Annotated in this window: 18 protein-coding genes; 12 read left to right on the top strand and 6 right to left on the bottom strand. The window is 42.2% G+C overall.

Translation table 11 applies throughout. The features are described from left to right. Nucleotides 1–42: 42 nt before the first annotated feature. From B5F87_RS15990 to B5F87_RS16000, 3 genes are all read right to left on the bottom strand, one after another. A complete protein-coding gene (locus B5F87_RS15990; protein WP_087282823.1) occupies nt 43–336 on the bottom strand; it encodes a hypothetical protein in 294 nt (97 codons plus the stop codon). 13 nt (nt 337–349) lie between these two features. Next, nucleotides 350–721: a hypothetical protein gene (locus B5F87_RS15995; RefSeq protein ID WP_087282825.1), complete on the bottom strand. Its 372-nt coding sequence runs from the start codon at nt 719–721 to the stop codon at nt 350–352. 1,035 nt (nt 722–1,756) lie between these two features. After that, on the bottom strand, nt 1,757–2,704 hold the full coding sequence (locus tag B5F87_RS16000; protein WP_087282826.1) for a hypothetical protein: 948 nt from the start codon (nt 2,702–2,704) through the stop codon (nt 1,757–1,759). Between the two features lie 798 nt (nt 2,705–3,502). Here B5F87_RS16000 and B5F87_RS16005 point away from each other — a divergent pair. The 6 genes from B5F87_RS16005 (at nt 3,503) to B5F87_RS16030 (ending at nt 9,609) form a co-directional block, all read left to right on the top strand. Next, complete coding sequence (locus tag B5F87_RS16005) at nt 3,503–5,077, top strand: DHH family phosphoesterase (RefSeq protein ID WP_087282828.1); 1,575 nt, start codon at nt 3,503–3,505, stop codon at nt 5,075–5,077. A gap of 468 nt (nt 5,078–5,545) precedes the next feature. After that, a complete protein-coding gene (locus tag B5F87_RS16010; protein ID WP_087282830.1) occupies nt 5,546–6,646 on the top strand; it encodes a DNA polymerase III subunit beta in 1,101 nt (366 codons plus the stop codon). A 16-nt stretch (nt 6,647–6,662) separates the two neighbouring features. Beyond that, nucleotides 6,663–7,166, top strand: a complete 504-nt coding sequence (locus B5F87_RS16015) for a siphovirus Gp157 family protein (protein ID WP_087282832.1) — start codon at nt 6,663–6,665, stop codon at nt 7,164–7,166. Between the two features lie 13 nt (nt 7,167–7,179). Continuing rightward, a complete protein-coding gene (locus B5F87_RS16020; RefSeq protein WP_087282834.1) occupies nt 7,180–8,052 on the top strand; it encodes a hypothetical protein in 873 nt (290 codons plus the stop codon). Between the two features lie 104 nt (nt 8,053–8,156). Next, nucleotides 8,157–8,612: an NfeD family protein gene (locus tag B5F87_RS16025; RefSeq protein ID WP_087282836.1), complete on the top strand. Its 456-nt coding sequence runs from the start codon at nt 8,157–8,159 to the stop codon at nt 8,610–8,612. Nucleotides 8,613–8,685: 73 nt separating this feature from the next. Next, entirely contained in the window at nt 8,686–9,609 is a 924-nt protein-coding gene (locus B5F87_RS16030; protein ID WP_204246087.1) for a stomatin-like protein, read from the top strand. Between the two features lie 284 nt (nt 9,610–9,893). Here the strand turns inward: B5F87_RS16030 and B5F87_RS16040 are convergent, their stop codons facing one another. Genes B5F87_RS16040 through B5F87_RS16050 form a run of 3 tightly spaced genes read right to left on the bottom strand, consistent with a single transcriptional unit; the run spans nt 9,894 to nt 11,245 of the window. Continuing rightward, nucleotides 9,894–10,280 carry a hypothetical protein gene (locus B5F87_RS16040; protein WP_087282842.1) on the bottom strand — a complete coding sequence of 129 codons (387 nt, stop codon included), beginning with the start codon at nt 10,278–10,280 and terminating at the stop codon, nt 9,894–9,896. A gap of 22 nt (nt 10,281–10,302) precedes the next feature. Next, nucleotides 10,303–10,668 (bottom strand): hypothetical protein, encoded by a 366-nt coding sequence (locus B5F87_RS16045; protein WP_087282844.1) that lies wholly within the window; start codon nt 10,666–10,668, stop codon nt 10,303–10,305. Between the two features lie 52 nt (nt 10,669–10,720). Further along, nucleotides 10,721–11,245, bottom strand: a complete 525-nt coding sequence (locus B5F87_RS16050) for a hypothetical protein (RefSeq protein ID WP_087282846.1) — start codon at nt 11,243–11,245, stop codon at nt 10,721–10,723. Between the two features lie 132 nt (nt 11,246–11,377). Between B5F87_RS16050 and B5F87_RS16055 the strand changes: the two genes are divergently transcribed. From B5F87_RS16055 to B5F87_RS16080, 6 genes are all read left to right on the top strand, one after another. Then, nucleotides 11,378–12,088 carry a CHC2 zinc finger domain-containing protein gene (locus tag B5F87_RS16055; RefSeq protein WP_087282848.1) on the top strand — a complete coding sequence of 237 codons (711 nt, stop codon included), beginning with the start codon at nt 11,378–11,380 and terminating at the stop codon, nt 12,086–12,088. 199 nt (nt 12,089–12,287) lie between these two features. Then, nucleotides 12,288–14,051, top strand: coding sequence for a hypothetical protein (locus B5F87_RS16060; protein ID WP_087282850.1), 1,764 nt, complete (start codon nt 12,288–12,290; stop codon nt 14,049–14,051). 12 nt (nt 14,052–14,063) lie between these two features. Continuing rightward, entirely contained in the window at nt 14,064–14,444 is a 381-nt protein-coding gene (locus B5F87_RS16065) for a hypothetical protein (protein ID WP_087282852.1), read from the top strand. A gap of 65 nt (nt 14,445–14,509) precedes the next feature. Beyond that, nucleotides 14,510–15,763, top strand: coding sequence for a leucine-rich repeat protein (locus tag B5F87_RS16070; RefSeq protein ID WP_087282854.1), 1,254 nt, complete (start codon nt 14,510–14,512; stop codon nt 15,761–15,763). A 61-nt stretch (nt 15,764–15,824) separates the two neighbouring features. After that, the gene (gene dnaE, locus B5F87_RS16075; RefSeq protein ID WP_158097071.1) at nt 15,825–19,727 is read left to right on the top strand and encodes a DNA polymerase III subunit alpha; all 3,903 of its coding nucleotides are present in this window, start codon (nt 15,825–15,827) and stop codon (nt 19,725–19,727) included. A 25-nt stretch (nt 19,728–19,752) separates the two neighbouring features. Further along, entirely contained in the window at nt 19,753–20,148 is a 396-nt protein-coding gene (locus B5F87_RS16080) for a hypothetical protein (protein WP_087282858.1), read from the top strand. Nucleotides 20,149–20,322: the final 174 nt, after the last annotated feature.

Genomic DNA, 20,322 nt, shown 5'->3' on the forward strand with positions numbered 1-20,322 from the left:
AAAAAAAAGTCCGGGAATCGGTTCCCGGGCTTTTATCAAATTTTATTCTCTTGTCAGACGGATCTTCAATCGACTGTAAAAATAAACCCCGTCCTTAGATTCTTTTTCCATATCATTTAAGATTCCAGATATGAAATACTCTAAGTCATCATAGCAAAAAGCCATCTCGTCCGCTGCACTGAACGTGATCAGGCCCATGGCAGAGGAATTATTCCCTTCGATATCAAGAAAAAGATATTCGTCTTTTTCCAACAATTGAAGCATTGTGGAAATATCCTCCGCTGAAAGTCCGGACATGTTGTCTTTTTCAATCAGAACAATGTCAAACAAATTCATTTTTTCTCCTTTCTTATTCGCGAAGCAACTGCTCTACATCATCTTTGAAAAGATAAAAGCATGTGAAGTGGTTCCACTTCCCGCGATAATCTTTCTCATTTTTTGCCTGCCGGATCAGGATGCCGCGCGTGACGTTTGACTGTCCCATATCCATTCGGATCCCGCCTCTCGGAACGCAATAGGAAAAATAAATATATTTCCCATCCCTGTGGATAAAGCCGGAAAAATCGTAATGACCTGCGTGTACATTTAAGAATTCTGCATCCGGAAATTCCCGTTTCATGGCATTGATGCATTCCCGGTAAAAGCTCTTAAATTCCTTACTGACATAAGCTTCATCATCCTGGATACTCCTGCCGTTCCATTTTTTTATTAATTTTTCCATTTTATATCCTCCTTCGTTTGATTATGATTTGCAAAAATAATCTGATGAAGGATGGAGTTCTTTTTTTGAGAAGTCAAAGAAAGAAATGATTTCTTTTTGTGATGGTTGCAAAAAACACAGTAAGATTGGACGACAATAATGGGAAGTTCTTATACTCTCCAAAGGAACCTTTGCCGGTAAAGTGTGGATTACTGGAATAAAAAAGAAATGATTTCTTTTTGGCGAAAATAATGGTTTAAAAGAAAATTCTTTTGTTTTTCGTATTAAATAAGCCGGAGAGGATGATAGGCTCTCTGGTGTCGGCATTAGAGCGCCAGTTTTTTCTTCCTGTGAAGTTTTTTGTAAGTGTATGTTCCATGTCCAATGTAATTATTTGGTTTTTTTGCTCTGAGTTTTCTGGCGCTCAAGGATGCCGCTAAAATAATTATTTTATCATATTAATCTTGTAAGGGATATTTTTCAGTGCCAACAGATATTCCTACACTGGTGCAGGCCAACATAAGTGACCTCCTTTATTTTTTCGTCGCACCTCGTGAGAGATGCGTGGGTGTAAACGCCTGCACCAGTTTGATTTCTAATGTAAGGAGGTTGATATTATGATCTGGGAGACTCGTGCGAACCCAAAGCAAACAGAAAAATCCCGTAAGATTCGCACTAAAAAAACGACACATATGGCGTATTATTAGCCAATAACCCTATTTGTGTCAGTATGTTAATACGGGATATAGTAAAAGTATATCGCCAAATACTATATCTTGCTGTCGCACCTTGTAAAAGGTGCGTGGATGTAAATGATAGATGGTGGTATGATAGATGCATCACAGGTCGCACCTCGCGAGAGGTGCGTGGATGTAAATATGGTTACATTGTGAAACTGATAAAGCATTTTCAAGTCGCACCTCGTAAGAGGTGCGTGGATGTAAATACCACGGCAGATCTTGACTGTATCGTGCAATTGGTCGCATCTCGCGAGAGGTGCGTAGATGGAAAATTTGTCAAAAGAAAAAGCGGAGTCGACGCTCCGCTTTTTTCTAATCAATGCTGTAATTCACATTCTTTTATAATCTCTTTTACTTCCCGTACAGAAATATTCATCTCCTGTGCAATTTTTTCGTCTGAATACTTACATTTCCGGTAAGCTTTAATCTGTCCGACTAATTCACCACGCCTGAATCCACGTTCCATGCCACGTTCCATGCCGCGTTTTTCAACCAATGCAGATAATTCATACATTTTGTCAACCTCCTTTTTGAAATTGCGCTCCATAACAATCCCATATTTTCCTGAAAGCTCCTGTTGAATCTCGTCTTTTGACTTTTCGGACGAGAACAAGGTGTTCAACATACCAATCAGCTCATCGTCCTTCTCGTCGGCGTCCTCCTTTAGGCAGATCATGATAATCTCCAATTTATCATATGCCGTCTTTTCGTCCGGAATACCGGGAAGCAGATCTTCCTTCTGGATATGGTACCGGCTGATGGCGTTACCGATATATGCCGGCGGTCCGAAACAGATCCAGATGGAATACACTTTCTTTAACGCGTCGTAATGTTCCAGGTCAAATTCCTGGTTGATCTGTGAGGAGATCATCCTCGCACAATACACGACACCTCTGGTCACGATCTTGTATCCAGGATAATAGTCATTCTGTGGTTCCACATCGAAAAGAATCTTTGTCTTCCCTTCGTTGACAAGGATATAAAACCGAATATCGTAGTATACGGTACCTTCTGTTTTAGAGACTGATTCTGTGTTGCTGCCTTCAATCTTTTCTGGAATTTCCAATACAGGGATGCTTTCGATAGACGGCTTTCCCTCGATTGCTGCAATGATTTCGTTAATCTCCATATCCGCTACTTCCTCCACCGTCCGTTTCAGGATTCGGGCAAGGAGTGGCTTATGGGACAAGACAATCTTACACTGCCGGTCCAGTTTCCGTTTTTCTGGGTTAGCTTCAATGCTTTGTGATAATGACGTTTGCATATACGATCCTCCTTCTTTTGAATATCATTACAAAAATAATATGCCGGAGGCCGAATGTTATTTTTTTTAGAATAAAGTTCCTTTTTATGTCTACAGTATACCACAAAACATATCGTGTGAAAAGAAAAATGGAAAGATGATCATATTAAGGATGTAACAAATATTTCAAATATAAGGAGGTTGATATTATGATCTGAGAAACTCGTGCGAACCCAAAGCGAACAAGAAGTCCCGGAAGGTTCGTATTAAAAAGCGGCACATATGGCGTGTTATTAGCTAATAACCCTATTTGTGTCGGTATATTAATACGAGATATAGTAAAAGCATATCGCCAAACACTATATCTTGCAGTCGCACCTCGCTAGAGGTGCGTGGATGTAAATTATAATCGAACTCTTTAGTCCCCGCACCTCTAAGGTCGCGCCTCGCTAGAGATGCGTGGATGTAAATATTAAAAGCAAAAATCTCATAACTAACACTATATTAGTCGCACTTTGCGAAAGGTGCGTGGATGTAAAACAACATGGACAAGCCACATGCACTTCCGTCGCATCTTGCGAAAGGTGCGTAGATGTAAATCTCCATACCCAACTCTTTTAGTATCTCTTCTTTTGTCGCATCTTGCGAGAGGTGCGTGGATGTAAATGAATTGTCATACTGGGAAAATTATAGAAAGAGATATGTCGCACCTCGTGAGAGGTGCGCGAATGTAAACTAGATACTCCACACTTACTCGTACTCGTGTCGCACCTCGCAAAAGGTGCGTGAATGTAAATAAAAAAATAAGGAGGAAAAAAAATGTTCGAACGATCAAAAAAGTTTTCCCTGACGGTCAGAGAATTTATTGAAAAAACACATGGAAAAGATGCAGATGATTTTCTACATCCGGAAAATCATCCAGAGATTCCTCAATTAAAGGAATCCGTTCAGTTTTTTAAACACTGTGCAAAGTCCCATATGCCTGTCACGATCATAGGGGATTATGACGCAGATGGCATCATGGCATCCACGATCATGAAGATTGGGCTTTCCCGATATGGAGTTGATACCAAAGTTCGGATCCCCCGCAGGTTTTCCGAAGGATATGGACTGTCAGAAAAGATCATAGATGAGATCACAAGTGGTCTTGTCGTTACAGTGGATAACGGGATTGCCGCTATTTCAGCCATCCGAAAGGCAAAAGAAAAAGGTCTGTCTGTGATCGTGACGGATCACCATCTGCCAAAAAAAGAGGATGAGAAGATAATCCTGCCGCCGGCAGATCATATCGTTGATCCATGGGCTTACCCGGATGCAGAGTATACCGGGTACTGCGGTGCCGGCATCGCTTACCGCTTTATAAAAGAGCTGCTGCCGGGACAGAATACGGACGATTTGAAAGTATTAGCTGCCATTGCCACAGTAGCGGATGTCATGGATATCACCGGCGCTAACTGGATTCTGGTCAAGGAAGGCTTAGAAATCTTAAATCAGGGAAGAATGGTCCCAGGGCTGAAACAGATCATCCGATATCTGGATGTTGACTATTTTGTCGAGTCCGATTTCGGGTTCCGTTTGGGTCCGATCTTAAACGCCAGCAGCCGTCTGAAAGATGACGGGGCCACAGATGTATTTAAGGTCATGTCCGCAGATTACCGAGATTTCACCCTCCCTTGGAGTGCAAAGCTTCTCGTGGAGAATAACCAAAAACGAAAGGATATCACAAAAAGATGTCTGGCAGAGCTCCCAGTACAGGAAGAACGTCCGATCGTTGTTTACAGCCCGGACTGGATGCCGGGGATCATTGGGCTTATCGCCGGACATCTGTGTGAAGAATATGGATGCCCGGTCATTGCCTTTACGGACCGGGAAGGCTCTGATGGAGTATTGACCGGCTCCGCCCGATCTATTGAAGGGTTCCATATTAAAAATCTGCTGGAAGAATGCAGTAAATACCTGATCTCTTTCGGTGGGCATGCACAGGCAGCAGGACTTTCTTTAGAGAAAGAGAACCTGGCGGCATTTGAAACATGTTTCAAAAAAGCCTGCGGCCCGGTACCAAAAGGCAGACGAAAGAAGTATGATATGGAATTTAATTCCTTTACGGAACAGATGATTGCTGACCTGGAAATCTTTGCCCCATTTGGGAATGGCAACCCGGCGCCGATCTTCCATATGATCTATGAGTTTAAAAAACCGGTCTATGTTGGAGATGGAAGTTCCTTTGCCGATAAGACGGAGGAGATGGATTTCATTGCCTTTGGGCTGACAGAAAAATATCTCCGGTGCGGGAAACCAAAAAAGGTGGAGATGATCGGAAATATTTCTGTGAAACATTTTCATGGAAAGATAAAGCCGCAGTTCGAGATCCTTGATTTTGAGTCCGTAGAATAAGGACAAGAAACAGTCAGAACATAGCAAAACACTATATCATGCAGTCGCACCCGATGCGGATGCGCGAATGTAAGGGATAGACGCAACACCGGCAGCGATTTCGCTGCCGGTGTTTTTAATGATTGCCTATTCTTCTATGCATATTGATTCCGTGTTTTTTAATTTCAAAACAAAAGGAGGTTATATTTATGAGACAAACTTACAAACTGAACATAAACTTTATGGCATTGATGCTCTCTGTTTATGGGACTCCTGTAGACGCTCAGAGGAACGGGACTACCACGATGATCCTAACGAGTGTATCCATTACCTGTTGAACGGGACATGGAAATTAAGTGATAAGGGGGACGCGGGCTTTGTCCGGCGCACGGAAAGACAGGCATCTATCTTTGACTTCCTCTAATCTTTTTCCAGTAGCTTTTTTAGATTATTGATGTAAAAAGAACCAAAAATAAGGAGGAATACAAAATGAAGGTAACAGTAAATACAAAGGCTTTTTCTAATGCGCTGAAGGAATTAAAGGAGATTGCCGGGGGTCAGACATTGACTGGTGAGGCTGTCCGATTTGATATTTCCCAGACGGAAATGGATATGACGGTACATGGTGCTCACGGAACGTCCCTGATCGTCCGTTTTCCATCTATGAACCTGGATGGAGATAATACTTCCTTTGTAGTGGATATCAAGAAACTTTATGCGGTCATCCCGCAGTTATGCTGTGAATCCTTGATGATCGTAAAGGCCAATTCTGGACTGCGGATTGCCGGAGAAGGAGTTAGAATAGAACTTCCATATTACGACCTTTCGACATTCAAATCGGAAAAACTGATCGTAGAACCGGAAGTCTCCCTATCGGTATCCGCCGATGCATTAAAAGAAAGCTTACTTAACACAGCGCATGCGTTGGCAGTCAACAAAACTGGGGAAAAAACGTCTGCTTTCTTCCTCGAATTTACGGATACGGGGATACGGTGTACTGCAACAGATGGATATCGTGTTTCTGTCCATGGTGATAAAGGGGCTGCAAAATGTTCCATCATCATACCAAATGAAGCAGTCCGAAAGATCATCCGGTATTTATCTGGAAATGTCCGTATCCAGAAAAAGGGGGATTCGGTAGAAATAGCCGATGATACCACCGTATTAAAAGTCGTTGCTTTATCAGGAGCATATTTCGATATCGCTAAGATTTTTGGTGATTTCGAAAGCAGGCTTAATAAAAAAGCGACTGTAAAAACGGCAGACCTTTTAAATGCCACACAGTTGGCCCTTGCCATGCTGGATTCTGGCGATGATTCCAAAGTCCTTACAATCGCAATGGAAAATAATTCTTTTATCATTACAGTGAAAGGTCAGGAAGGTGCTTTCCAGCAGACATTAGATGCGGATATAAAGATGCTTGGGCAGGATCCAGTGACGCTCTATCGGATCAACGGGCAGTATCTGGCATCTGCTTTGCGTGTTCTCAAGGAAGAGGATGTAACCATCCATTTTGGAAACGAGAGGGAGCCTTTTATCATCAAAGAAGATACCAACATAGAGTTACTGCTCTTAAATGTCAGCAAATAAGCGAGGAGGAAAAAATATGACATTATATGAGATTACTCAGGAAATCCTTGCCACCCAAGATGCAATCGATGGAGCCGTCAGCCGGCTCCATGGGGAACATCCCGAAATGGCGAAAGAAGAACTCTTACAACTTTTGCTCCCGGATTTTAAGAAAAAAATTCTGAGCTATGCGAGAGTTTCTAAAAATAAATCTGCAGAAGAAGCAGAGTTGGCCGCAGAGATCAAACGACTCCAGAAACGAAAAAAAAAGGTGACGGAACAGATCACTACTATAAATAATTCTATCCTGGAATGTATGTTGGCTGTCAATAGAAATAGTGTCAGTGATGCTTTATTTAGCGTTACGGTAAAAGAACTGCAGCCAAAGCTTATCATCGATGATAAAAAATATATCCCGGACCAGTTCTTGGACCCGCAAGATCCGAAAGTAAACAAAAAGGAACTGAACAAATGGGCACAGACCCATGATGTCAGCTCTTTTGGACACTTTGAGCCGAATTTCAGTCTGCAGGTAAAATAAAGGGGGTATCTGTATGTATAATAACGTAGCGGGGTTTGCGTCAACTCCGACAAAAAATATCTCCTTTATTCCTTCTGTGACCATCGCCCCAAAAGAACATTACGGGGAGATCATCAACGGGAAGGTCAAGATCCGGATCTATGACTTTTCCAAGGGAAAAGGGCAAAGTGCGATAGAAGCTGTTGCAAGGCTGGATGCGGGGGCTCTCCCGCATTTACAGAACCTCCTCGCGGCATCCTATTATGCGGGAAGGGACCTGCGTTATCCGGATAATAAATACCCGGAGAGCAAGATCTTTGGCGAACCGATGGCATCCGGCCCATACCAAGGACTCTGCCAAATGACAAAACTGGAATTTGTCTGGACGGAGAGCAAAAAAGTGTGGGGCATATCCATTTCAAACGGGTACGCCAAAAAAGTGAAGACAAAGACGGGCGGATATATGGCCGCCAGTGGCACATACAAAGAGACAAAAAAAGGATTCTTTTCCCTCCCTACCCCTAAACTCGCGGAATGTCTGAAAAATTGCGCGGATTACTTCCTATTAAAAAAGATAGAAGTCGGGGTCATGGAACATAACCTGGCAGAATGGGAAAAGAAAGAAAAAGAGGAGAGAGCGGCTTTCCGTCAAAATGCAACGGCTATGCCTCAGCAGTACCAGGCGGCGCCACCGCAAAATCCTCCCGGAGCAAAGAATTACCGGCTTATGATCACATCCAACTTTCGCAGGGATCAGAATGGGTATTATTACTGTGAATGCTCTATGAAGGGACATGGATTTCTCTTGTATTTTAATAAATTTCCAGAAAATCCATTCCCTATGAACAAAGAGATCGTGCTGCCTATCATGATCATTGACAACCGGTGTTATTGGGCTTCTCCGTGAAAACAGCAAAATCCCTTGTACATATCGTACAGGGGATTTTTTTAGGTTTTTGCTTGCTTTTTGTCATATTATTATCATCAATAAAAGAAAGGAGGCGGATGCCTATGTTTGCTGTTGGATGGGCTCTTGCTGCGATCGTCTTTTTATTGCTGGAAGCATTAACGATGGGGCTTACAACCATCTGGTTTGCGATAGGTGCCTTTATAGCAGCTGCTATGGCGCTCTTTGGCTGTGTATTTTCCGTACAGCTTACTGTCTTTGTGATCGTCAGTGTGTTATGTCTGATCTTTACACGCCCTATCGCGAAAAAGTTTCTTAACGACAAGACAGAAAAAACAAACGCTGACAGCGTGATCGGATGTACCGGAGTGGTGACAGAAGACATTGATAATCTCCATGCAAAAGGACAGGTTTTGGTCAAAGGACAGTATTGGACTGCCCGGGCAGAAGAAGATGGGAAGTTCATCAAAGAAGGATCGATCATCAGAGAAGGTGCAAAAGTCACTGTCAAAAAGATATCTGGTGTCACGTTGATCGTTTATCCCAGTGAGATCCAGTGATGCGTGAACTGTGATAGTCTTAAAATCTTAGCAAAATATAGTCGAGGGAGTTTTATCTATGGAGGTTTTATCTATGAATATACTGATCATGCTACTTATTGTATTGGTCTTGTATCTGGTCATTTCCTGTATCCGGATCGTGCCACAGGCACAGGCTTATGTCATTGAGCTCTTGGGAACTTATAAATGTACATGGAGTGTTGGGCTGCATATCAAGATCCCATTTCTGGAGCGTGTGGCAAAGAAAGTATCTTTAAAAGAGCAGGTAGAGGATTTTGCACCGCAGCCGGTCATCACAAAAGACAATGTAACCATGCGGATCGATACCGTCGTTTATTATCAGATCACTGATCCAAAGCTGTATACGTATGGTGTGGATAATCCGATCATGGCGATTGAAAATCTGACGGCGACAACCCTCCGTAACATTATCGGTGATTTGGAGCTGGATGCCACACTCACATCCCGCGAGACCATCAACACGAAGATGAGGGCAACACTGGATGAAGCTACCGATCCGTGGGGGATCAAGGTGAACCGTGTTGAGCTTAAAAATATCATTCCGCCTGCAGAAATCCAGGATGCCATGGAAAAACAGATGAAAGCGGAACGGGAGCGCCGGGAAGCGATCCTCCGGGCAGAAGGGGAGAAAAAGTCCTCCATCCTGATCGCAGAAGGACATAAGGAGTCTGCGATCCTGGAAGCGGAGGCGGAAAAAGCTGCTGCGATCTTAAATGCGGAAGCCAGGAAAGAGGCGATGATCCGGGAGGCGGAAGGTGAAGCCGAAGCAATCCTGAAAGTGCAGCAGGCGACAGCGGATGGTTTAAGATCAATTAAAGAAGCAGGGGCCGACGAGGCGGTTATCAAGCTTAAATCACTGGAAGCTTTCGAGAAGGCAGCGGATGGCAAAGCGACAAAACTGATCATCCCGTCCGATATCCAGGGGCTGGCCGGGCTGGCAGCATCTTTAAAAGAAACAATCGTGGATCCAGAATAACAGTCATTTATCATCCAATGTAAAAAACAAAAACGCACAGAAATCAATCTGTGCGTTTTTATTGAATGTTATAATTGCAGTCTGCTGGCTTCCTCTTCGGTTAAGCCGATATCACGTAGCAACTCGTAAGTTACCTTCTGTTTTTCAGTTTGTGTTATCGGTTGTCTTTCCAGATAGTCTAGGATGTTGTGAGTCAGACGTCTGGATGTGGTGTCAAGATTGAAGTTTTCGCTAACGTATTTGAAAAAAAGTTCTTTTGTCATAAAAAATCCTTTCTGTTTGTCTTATAATTTTTCGTAATGTTCTTTGTGCCATGGGTCTTTCATGTATTGCTCAAAAGAGCGGTACAACTCTGCTCCATATCTGGCGGCAAACCGCCGTCCATAGGTGACGCACTCTTCAAAATCATTCATGGTAAGACTCTCTTTACTCTCTATGAAGCCTACACCAGAACCATTTTTTCGGGATGGCACATACTCAAATGACATGCTGAATAATGTGTCTGAACTGTATGTTGCAAACTGTATATATATGATATTTTCCCCGTCAGTAATTATCCCATAATGGGAATCGGTCAATTCAGTAACGTGATTGATATACACATCCAATCCGGCATCTTTAAATTCCAATAACTGCCGGATCATCCGGTTTCTTGCATTTTCTTTTGCCATATTTTTTCTCCTTTTTCAATACTCAATGATCAGTGCGTTGTCTCTGAATCTTTTGAAGCAGCTCATAGTCTTTTTCGCGGACCAAATAAAGTGCTTCGGCTGTAACCGTCCCATCTTCAAAGAAAAAGCCGTAGTTGTTTCCGTCTTCTCCATTAAAATAGATATAAGATCCGGCTTTAATGTATGGGAGCAGTTTCTTAAAAAAGAGAAGCGACCGATCGATATAGAAATTAGCACCTGTATTCCACTGTATGTTGGTGATGTTTCTATACGAATCTAATTCGTAGATCCATCCATGTTCAACAATGAAATCGGATGATATGTTTTTCGATAATCCTTCGTAGTCAATTTTTAAATGATTTTCTATTACTCGTGCTGAATAACTCATCTTTCATCCTCCTTATCATTTACATTTACATACCTGTGTATGGATGCGACTTTTACGCTTGTAGTATCCGTCCCCAGTTTAATGTATTATCAAACAATGGCACGGATTCATTTTTTTTGTTATGCCAAGCCCCATTCCAATACACATGTCCTGGCGCAGAAAACACAATACTTCCATCTTTTGTGAGCCGTGGATGAGTTTTTTCTAGTATGTAGGACATTTCATGTCTGGTTTGTTCCAAAAAAATGTGTTCCAGAAATTTCTCTTGCCCATATTCCAATAGGATCTGGATAAAGATCAGGCTATTTTCTTTCACGTTGGCCGTCCATTTTTGTACATATGTATTTTTATCCTTTTCTTCCACATTGTCTGTATTAATGGAAGCGATTGCATATGATACTGCCCCCTGCGCCATTGCGATCATTATCTTTTTAAGCGCTGGCTCATATTTTGGATCTGCGTCCGTTGATAATTCAAAACGCCCGTCCGATACTGGTTTTATCTTAGGATGAAATCCTAACCCTTCTTTATTTTTCCAGTATTTGTCACATAAGCTTGTCCATTCGTTAGGTGTCATAAATACCCTCCTTACTGTGTTTTTTTATCGTTAGTAATATGGCTTTCTTTTATCTATTTTTTTTAAATTCTTTGAGAAACAGACAGTCATATTGGCAATGAAAGTTCAGCAAATGAAGGAGGTTATACATAAATGAATAAAATCGAAGGAGTAAATCTGCTTGTGGACAATGCCGATATCGGATTTGTCGCCAATAGCATTGGAATTGAAACTGTCAAAAGAGGAAGCTCTTATTTTTGTCTGTGTCCCATTCCGCACCATCATGACGAACATGCAACCAATTGTTTCTTCAAAGATGGAGATAATTATATGTACTGTCTTGTTTGTCATAAAACAATCGATGCGATCGATCTGATCCGGTATACCAAAGGAGTGCCTTTTTATGAAGCGGTCCGGGAGCTATGGGAATTATCCGGATGCCCGGATTATGTGAAGATCGATGAAAAGAAGAATACGAAAAAGAATCTTCCTTTAGATTACAAAACCTTACGTTTCCTGGGGATCACGCTTCCGTCCTACATCCCGGTACCGGTTGGGATCGATGACTATAACAGGAATGCAGGAAGGAAGAAGAATCAGGAAAAATATTCCTATATGAGCAATTCGTTAGAGTATGTCAGGTGCAAAAGAGAACGTGTGACCTGGATGGATTTTATTTCTACAGAATCTTTAGCTGAAATGGTACTTAACCGGGCAAAAGAAAAGATGAAAGCGATACAGGTTTGTTTCCGTAACATAGAGGATCCATATATGAAAAAGATTCTTCGAGAAGAATGGGATATCTGTGTAAAAGCATTCTCCGACTGCCAAAATTTCTTAAGCAGCCAAAATAATCCTGTATGACAAAAGCACCTTTTCCTGTATTCAAAGAATAACAGGGAAAGGTGTTTTTTTGAATCTTTTTCTTTGTGATTTCTCACAACCTTTTTCTTCATATTAAAAAAGAATATATGGAAATATCTTTATTTCCGTATTGTAGGCAACTTACATTCAGACAGGGCGAGTCCCCTGCGATAACAATGATAGAAAGGAGTTTTATATTTTGAACAGCGAAAGTAAAGCGAAATGCTACAGAACGATCTATGCAAGTCTCAAAAAAGAGACAGATGTCACAAACTTAGGTTTCCCGCCGCAGGAAAAAAGAAAACATTATGATCTTTTCTTTGATGTTGGAGGGCTTCACGTTGACTACCGGCTGCGTAGAGACACCAACCTTCTGCTTATCCGTGTATCAAGGGATATCCCGGATTGGATCAATGAAACAGACGCAAGGGAATTTTGCAAAAATGAATTGGGATCCACTAAGTACCGGTGGTATGCCGAAAACGGAAAGTTGTCTGGTTCTTATACCCTGCCGCTCTCTGATTTATCGGAGGAAAATGCACAAAAAGAGGCAAACCGTGGAGCAGAGGATTTTATTCAATATCTTATCGAAAACAAAGATAAGATCGAATCTTTCTTTGAAAAGCCAGTGCTTGTCACACCTGATATTCCGGAAAAAGAAGACCCTTTTGATGATCTTCAGACAGATACTTCCGAAAAGGTAGATGCTCCTGTGATTCCTGTACCAGAGACGGAGCCACCGTCTGCGGAATACTTTGCAGAGAAAGCAAGTGAAGAGGAACATCCTGTAGCAGAAAAAGATGGAGAAAACCATATTGTTGCAGGAGATAAGGAAATGGATCCTCCTGTCGCCCCATCCAATCAGGAAAAGCCGAAGGAACTGCCGAATAAAGGCTCCGCTGATACATCAAAAAAAGAAAAAACGCAGACAGAAAGAGATGTTCGAAAAAATGCTGCGCCATTTCCAAATACGCATTCCTCACAATCTATTGCTGAAATTTTACAGCCTGGTATTTTCCATAAGGAAAGATCGGATTTTGAAAAATTCTGCCGTTCTCAGATCGCTGACATCGAACGGCGGCAGCAGTTAGTCAAAAAAATGGAAGCTGCTGTCGATGACAAGATTGCGGATTATCAGAAAAAGAAGGATGACTTGATGCAGCAGAAAGCGGAAGTCCTTGCAATGAAAGAAAAAAACGAAAAAGATTCCGCTGATATTGCTGAACGGATCGCCTTAACACAGGAACTGCAGAACAAAGAACAGATGATCGTGATCTTGCAGGAAAGCATTGAGGCAAAAGATAAGGAAATGAAGAGGGGTTCCTTCTTTTCTGAAATCCTGCCGGAAACCGATGCAGTAAACAGGGAAGAGCATGAAGCTTATGTAAAAGCCCTGCGGGATTCTGAGCAGACCGTACAAGATCTTCAGTCTGAGGTCTCCCGCTTGACATCGGAAAACAATAAGATTCGTCGGTTATATGATGGGATGCAGTCCGCAGCAGAAAAAGAGAAGGTAGAACAGGAAAAATGGGAAGATCAAGTTAAGCGGATGGAACAGCAGCTTTCTGATGCGAAAAATAAAGCTTCCGACTTAGAAGCAAGGCTCGAACAGGCCCGGATGGAAACGGTCAAACCTGTGGATATCGAGGATTTTGAAGAGGCAGGTTTTTCTATAAGGGAGATGGTGGGTGAGCAAGAAGGTCTTTACGAACTGCATGGCTCTCCAGACATCCCTGATGGGCTTACTGTCGTTATCGACACCCTTCACCGTTTTGCTTTATTACAGAAAGAGCTCCGGCGTGGGAAAAAGCATGTGCGTACTATCCATGACTGGAATACGAGCGACCTGAATTCGTCCTATAGTTTATATAATAACCTTCTGATTGTGAAAAAATACCTCTATAGTGACGACACCGTATCTGATCTGAAAGAAGTTATCAAACGTGTTGAACCTTTGCGGTAGGGGGGATTGTATATGATCTTTTTTTTACCGTGCATCTTACTTATCGGACTGTCCCTGCTTGTCGCTGGGATCATGCGTATACAGAAAAGAAGTCGTGCCAAAAGATACATTACTCTTTTTTCGGAGGCTTTTAGCAAGACCGGCGATATCAAACAGACGATGGTACAGGTTGCTTCATGCTATAGGAAACGAAAAAAAGAGCGGAAAGCGTTAGAAGCCGGTATCTATTATCTGGAACATTCCTTGCTCCGTGATTATGCGTCAGCTTTGAGTTATATCTATGATGTATTTGATAGCTCAAAGCTCAACCGGGCAATCGATAAATGCCATAGACAAGCGATCCAATCTGTACAAAACCAACGGCGGATGCTACTTGCACCGCCGCAGAAATAGGAAGGAGGTGCTGCCCAACTTTCTTTATCTGATGCTTTCGGTAAAGATGGTTGGTTGAGCTTTTTATGAAAAGATATTTTTATTTATTTTTACCGGTGATAGTTATTTTCTTGCTGCTGGGAATGGTCTTCCTGATTCCGAAGATCAATGCGCTGCGTACCGCACAGTCTCCCGTTACAGGGATCTCTGTCTCAAATAATAAAACATATTCGCAGTCACAAAGGATCAAAGCGAAAGATTTCACTGTCGAGTTTATCCATAAAAACGGTAAAAAAAGCGCTGCCCCGGAAGATGCAGTGACGGTATCCCGGAAACGCCCAGCAAAAACAGGGAAAACGACAAAGGTAACAGTTACCTGCAAGGATGGTTCCAAAGAATACACCAAAGATGTTTATGTGAAGAATAAAAGAGATCCTGTCGTGCGTTTTAAATGCGGATCTCCAGAATTAGATTCTGTAAAAGCTGTTCTTTACAGCAATGGGGAGCTGTGTTTTGAAGGGCAAGGGGATGTCCGCCAGTTTAGCGATCACCCGTGGAAGGATTATGAATCCGAGGACGATATCGTTATCAAATCCGTCACCTTTGAAGAAGGGGTGACTCCAAAGATCATGGATAATTGGTTTTCTGACATGGATACTTTAGAGTATGTCCCTGCTATCCCTACATCTGTGGAGAGTGCTGCCCATACATTTGAAAATTGTGAAAACTTAACAAAAGCACCTGACTTAACCGTGTGTGGGAACCTGCTGAACACCACTTCCATGTATCAGGGCTGTATCAGCCTGCAGGAAAGTTCGCCCCTCCCTGCATCCGTTCGTGTAGCGGAAGCGATGTATAAAGAAGCGGAAAAGTTAAAAACGGCGCCGGACCTGTCCGGGGCATCTTCTTTATCACAGGCAAAGGAAATGTTCAATGAATGCAGCAATTTAGTATCTGCATCTTTACCTCCTGCATTGGTAAATGGAGAATCCATGTATGCGGGATGCATCAATCTGAAGGAAATGCCACAGACACCGGAGACGGTCACAAACATGGCGAATATGTACCAAGGCGACTATTCCTTATCAGCCGTTACAAATATCCCTGCGGCTTGTACCGATTACTCTAGTTGTTTTTCCGGGTGTTCTGCTTTGCAAGGGACCCTTACGATCCAGTCGAATACAACATATTGGAACGGGTGCTTTGATGATGCTGCCGTGGCAACGACCATCAACCTTGCAGGGAATTCCTCACAGTTAAATGCGATTGCGTTAGAATATAGCAACACCCACATCACAGTCAACGGCCAGATGCCGCAGGCGCAGGCAACAGCAAATTAATGCGATCCTCTGCTGTATGAGATGTACAGCAGGGGATTTTTCACTACAGGGAGGGAAAGCTGTGGTTAAATATGGATTTTTACATTGCCATACCATGTATTCGACAAATGACAGTACTGCAACACCGATGGAGCTGGTAGAAAAGGCAAAGGAACTGGGCGCTCCAAACATCACCCTGACCGACCATGGCACCATGCTCGGTATAGAGCCATTTTTAAAGGCAGGGAAGGAACTGGGAGTTAACGCTATCCCTGGTATGGAGATCTATCTGGAAAACAGGGAACATTTTTTATTGGTCGCCAGGGATTATGCAGGCTATCAATCTCTGATCCATCTATTCCGAAAGGCGCAGTACAAAGACGTGGGGAAAAGGACATATGCCCTTGTTCCCTATCAGGCTTTGGAAGAAATGGAAAATAAAGAGCATGTGATAGCAACTTCGGCTTGTGTACAAGGGCCACTATCTAAGATCATCCTTTCAAACTATAAGATACAGGAAGCTATCTATAAAAAGAAAAAACAGATAGCCGCAGTACAGGATGCTGCACTGGAATACGAGAAGATCACAAAAAAGCTACAGAATGTACAGGATTCCCTGAAATATTTTCAACAGGAAATAAAAGAAGAAAAGAAGTTCCTTACCCCTGCATATAAAAAAGCATTGAAAAAGAAACAAAAAGGGGCGGAACAAATCTCTCTCTTTCTGGATACCACACAACAAGAAATTTTTTCTATGGAACAAAATATAAAACGGGCAGAGAAGGAAATCCCTGTGTTAGAACATAAAGTCGAGGCTTTGAAAAAGCAAAAGAATGATCTAAAAAAACAGTTATCCGGGCTTTCGAATGCATGGAAAAAATATAAAAAATTATCAGAAGAAAAGGAGCAGCTGCAAAGCTATTTCATTCCAGAGGAAACCTTGTACCAGAATGCAAAAAAGAAAGCGTTGGAGTATAAGGATTTATTTCCGCATTTTTATATCGAACTCCAATATCATGGGCTTTCTATGGAAGCGCAAGCGTATCCTGTCTTAGCAAAGATCGCTAAAGAGACAGAAATCCCTGTGATCGCTGCAAATGATGCCCACATGGTGGATGGTTCTGTGGAGTCTATTGAAGCCAGAAGGCTTATGCGGTTCAATTATTTTGAAAAACATCAGGAAATCTCCTCGGCAGACCGGGAGATGTATTTAAAGACAGACGAAGAATTGTCACAGTCGCTGTCGCAGATCATAGATCAGGATACCGTCATGGAAGCGATGAATAACCTGGAAATCTTATCCTCCTGTCATGTTGTCTTACCCGAAGAAAAGCATTATCCTAAAGTCCCTACGGAAACATCCTTTGACGCCTTGCTTCAAAAGGCAAGAGAGGAAAAAATAAGACGCGGGGAATGGACTCCGGAACATGAGTCCCGTCTGAAGCATGAGATTCCTGTCATAAAATCCATGGGCTTTGTAGACTATCATTTGGTCGTCCGGGATTTTTGTATCATGGGACGAAAATTAGGTGTGGTGCCGAAAGAAGAACGGAAAAATATCCCGTCGGATTTCAGCAAAGTAGATGATTGGCTTGCCGAACATCATTATACGATCGGGGAGGGGATCGGTCCCGGCAGGGGCAGCGCCGCCGGCAGTTTAGTCTGTTACCTTCTGGGAATCACTAATATCGATCCTATCCGATATCACCTTCTTTTTGAACGTTTTCTAAACCCGGAAAGAGTGACCATGCCGGATATTGATACGGATATTGCTACAAGCCTGCGCCCGATATTGATCCAATATGTCCAATGGCGTTATGGGATCAACGCTGTCGCCTCGATCATGACGGAAACAACTTATGGCGCAAGGGGGGCGATTCAGGCAGCGGGACGAGATGAAGCAGACCGTTTATATGGGCATCTGCCGTTAAAGGAGCGAAATAAAGAAAAATCTTTCTTTATGCACAAATATGTCTATCCGGTTTCAGATCAACTGGATGCTGGAATGAAGGTTGCTGATATAGATATAGGCTCATTTGGTTATATATCTCAAAAAATCATACAGAAAGCGTCTTTACTCGAAGGAAAGTTATTTTCTACAGGAGTTCACGCCGGTGGGGTAGTGATCTCTGATAACCGTGACATCAACGAATATATTCCTATTTACTATAACCACTCGCTTGATGTCTGGGCCGTGCAATGCGATATGGTCCGATTGGAGGAAAAGGGATTTCTGAAGTTTGATCTATTGGGACTAAAAAACCTGGATATCATCACGGATGCCCTTTATCTGATCTTAAAGCATACGGGTACCGCAGTTGATATCAATAATATCCCATTTGAGGATGCTGTCTTTTCCGAAATATATTCTGCTGGCCGGACGAATTCCGTCTTTCAATTTGAAAGTGCCGGCATGAAGAAGATGCTGCAGCGATTCCAACCGTCCTGTTTTGAGGATATCATCTTACTGGTCGCTGCTTACCGTCCAGGCCCGATGCAATACCTGGATGATATTATCGCTGTAAAGCAGGGAGCGAAACCGATTCACTATGATATCCCGGAGCTGGAGCCGATCTTGTCTGAAACATACGGTGCTGTGATCTATCAGGAACAGGTCATGCGTATCTTTCAGGACCTGGCAGGATATTCCCTTGGAGGGGCAGACCTGGTGAGAAGGGCAATGTCTAAGAAAAAGTTGGATAAGTTAAAGAAGGAAAGAAAGGCTTTCCTGTATGGGGATAAAGAGCGTGGTATTTGCGGGTGTCTCTCCAAAGGAATCCCTGAATCAAAGGCAAATACGTTGTTTGATAATCTGATGGATTTCGCTAAATATGCCTTCAACAAAAGCCATGCGGCGTCCTATGCGATGGTCTCCTATCAGACAGCTTGGTTAAAATACCATCACCCAGATTGTTTCGCTTGTGCCATGCTTAATAATACGGAACAGAAGGATTATGCACCTATCATTGAGGATTGCAGAGGAAAAGGGGTACGGATTCTGCCGCCATCTATCCTGCGGTCTCATTTTGACTGTACCATAGAGGACGGCGCCATCCGTCTTGGAATGCGGAGCATCAAGGGTATCGCGGAAAAAACCCTTGGTTTTATTGACCAGATCAAGGTTGCCCGGGAAACAGATCAATTGCATTCTTTTGCTGATTTTTTAAGGTGTTGCATTAGCGAAGAAGATGGCAAGGTGGTACAACCGCCCGCAACCTTGGTGGAAAAGATGATATCCGTTGGTGTATTTGATGTCTTTTACAAAAACAGGCAAAGATTATTGCAAGCGTATCAGGAGATAAGGAAGAGGATATCCAGTACAAAAGGGGAAAATCGTATGGATAAGATCAAATTGATCATCCAATCTTTCTCTGTCCCTGTTGGGAACATCTCTGATAAAAGGTGGAACATGCAAATGGAATTGGAGTATCTGGGTGATGTGTATAGTGAAGACCCATTATCTGGTTTTGCACCACCACAATATTATGGATGTGTCCCTTTTGATCAGATACGTCCGGGTAAAAATAAGATCATGGGATATATCTGTAACTTAGAAGAAAAGGTCAGCCGTAAGGGAACTCCTATTTATATCCTTTCGTTTTTTGATGGAAAGGAATATCTATCTATCATCGGGTTACAGAAATATTTTCCACAATTGTCTGATTACCTTTTTCTACCTGTATCCATGCAAGTAAAAAAGGGAGAAAAAGGGTTCTTTCTGGAAAATATACGGATCTTGCAAAAAACGAACCAGAAAAATGAGACGTCTTTTATCTGTGATACAATGGAAAAGCAGCAGTATTTACAGGATATCCTTAATGAGGACCGTTTCGCTGCCCCGGCAGAAAAATACTGTACATTGCATGTATTAAAATTTATACATGGAAGAGACGGCGTTGTTAGGAGTGTCCCGGTTGTTGTTACGGTCAGCCTGACAGAAAAAGCCTATGGACAGATCACACAAAAGATATTTAGATTTAGATAACCATATTCATGAGAGGGGGGATTAAATGAAAAAGTTCATAAAGATAAATAAATATGGGGATCTTTACGTGGATAGAATTCTTTTTGAATCGTATTTTCCGATTATTTTTACTTGTAGAAATGCCAGTAACAATATATTTATTTGTGTATGTTGTCAAAATAATCGAGAAGGATGTAAATGGCTGGTCGGAAAAACAGATAAATCGAGTATTGTCAAAATGTTAAAAGATGAAATCACAATCCGCGACTTACTTTTAAATTTTTCATCTGGAAAAATATCAGTAGATTATATTGACGGAAAATATGTAGTGTCATATGGAAATTCTGATTGGAATGAGGATAGTATTTATCTACCAAAAAAGGATTCTTATATGTATGTTGAAGAAGCAGAATTTAATGATGATATCATTTATTTTTCGTAGACGATTATGACAGTCTAAAGAGAAAACCCCGTGCGACGGATGTCGTTCGGGGATGAATAAAAAAGTGTCTTTGACACTTCAACCCCCTAGCCCCCATTCATGGGGGAATTAGGGGTTTCTTTTTGTGCTGTTTTCCTTCATAATAGTCTTATGAATATCCTTCAAAGAATTTTT

It is taken from the genome of Eubacterium sp. An3, from assembly GCF_002159465.1.
GTDB classification, from domain to species: domain Bacteria; phylum Bacillota; class Clostridia; order Lachnospirales; family Lachnospiraceae; genus Anaerobutyricum; species Anaerobutyricum stercoris.

Coding starts and splice junctions, on each gene's coding strand:
- B5F87_RS15990 (WP_087282823.1), bottom strand. CDS start 336: ATGAATTTGTTTGACATTGTTCTGATTGAAAAAGACAACATGTCCGGA.
- B5F87_RS15995 (WP_087282825.1), bottom strand. CDS start 721: ATGGAAAAATTAATAAAAAAATGGAACGGCAGGAGTATCCAGGATGAT.
- B5F87_RS16000 (WP_087282826.1), bottom strand. CDS start 2,704: ATGCAAACGTCATTATCACAAAGCATTGAAGCTAACCCAGAAAAACGG.
- B5F87_RS16005 (WP_087282828.1), top strand. CDS start 3,503: ATGTTCGAACGATCAAAAAAGTTTTCCCTGACGGTCAGAGAATTTATT.
- B5F87_RS16010 (WP_087282830.1), top strand. CDS start 5,546: ATGAAGGTAACAGTAAATACAAAGGCTTTTTCTAATGCGCTGAAGGAA.
- B5F87_RS16015 (WP_087282832.1), top strand. CDS start 6,663: ATGACATTATATGAGATTACTCAGGAAATCCTTGCCACCCAAGATGCA.
- B5F87_RS16020 (WP_087282834.1), top strand. CDS start 7,180: ATGTATAATAACGTAGCGGGGTTTGCGTCAACTCCGACAAAAAATATC.
- B5F87_RS16025 (WP_087282836.1), top strand. CDS start 8,157: ATGTTTGCTGTTGGATGGGCTCTTGCTGCGATCGTCTTTTTATTGCTG.
- B5F87_RS16030 (WP_204246087.1), top strand. CDS start 8,686: ATGAATATACTGATCATGCTACTTATTGTATTGGTCTTGTATCTGGTC.
- B5F87_RS16040 (WP_087282842.1), bottom strand. CDS start 10,280: ATGGCAAAAGAAAATGCAAGAAACCGGATGATCCGGCAGTTATTGGAA.
- B5F87_RS16045 (WP_087282844.1), bottom strand. CDS start 10,668: ATGAGTTATTCAGCACGAGTAATAGAAAATCATTTAAAAATTGACTAC.
- B5F87_RS16050 (WP_087282846.1), bottom strand. CDS start 11,245: ATGACACCTAACGAATGGACAAGCTTATGTGACAAATACTGGAAAAAT.
- B5F87_RS16055 (WP_087282848.1), top strand. CDS start 11,378: ATGAATAAAATCGAAGGAGTAAATCTGCTTGTGGACAATGCCGATATC.
- B5F87_RS16065 (WP_087282852.1), top strand. CDS start 14,064: ATGATCTTTTTTTTACCGTGCATCTTACTTATCGGACTGTCCCTGCTT.
- B5F87_RS16070 (WP_087282854.1), top strand. CDS start 14,510: ATGAAAAGATATTTTTATTTATTTTTACCGGTGATAGTTATTTTCTTG.
- B5F87_RS16080 (WP_087282858.1), top strand. CDS start 19,753: ATGAAAAAGTTCATAAAGATAAATAAATATGGGGATCTTTACGTGGAT.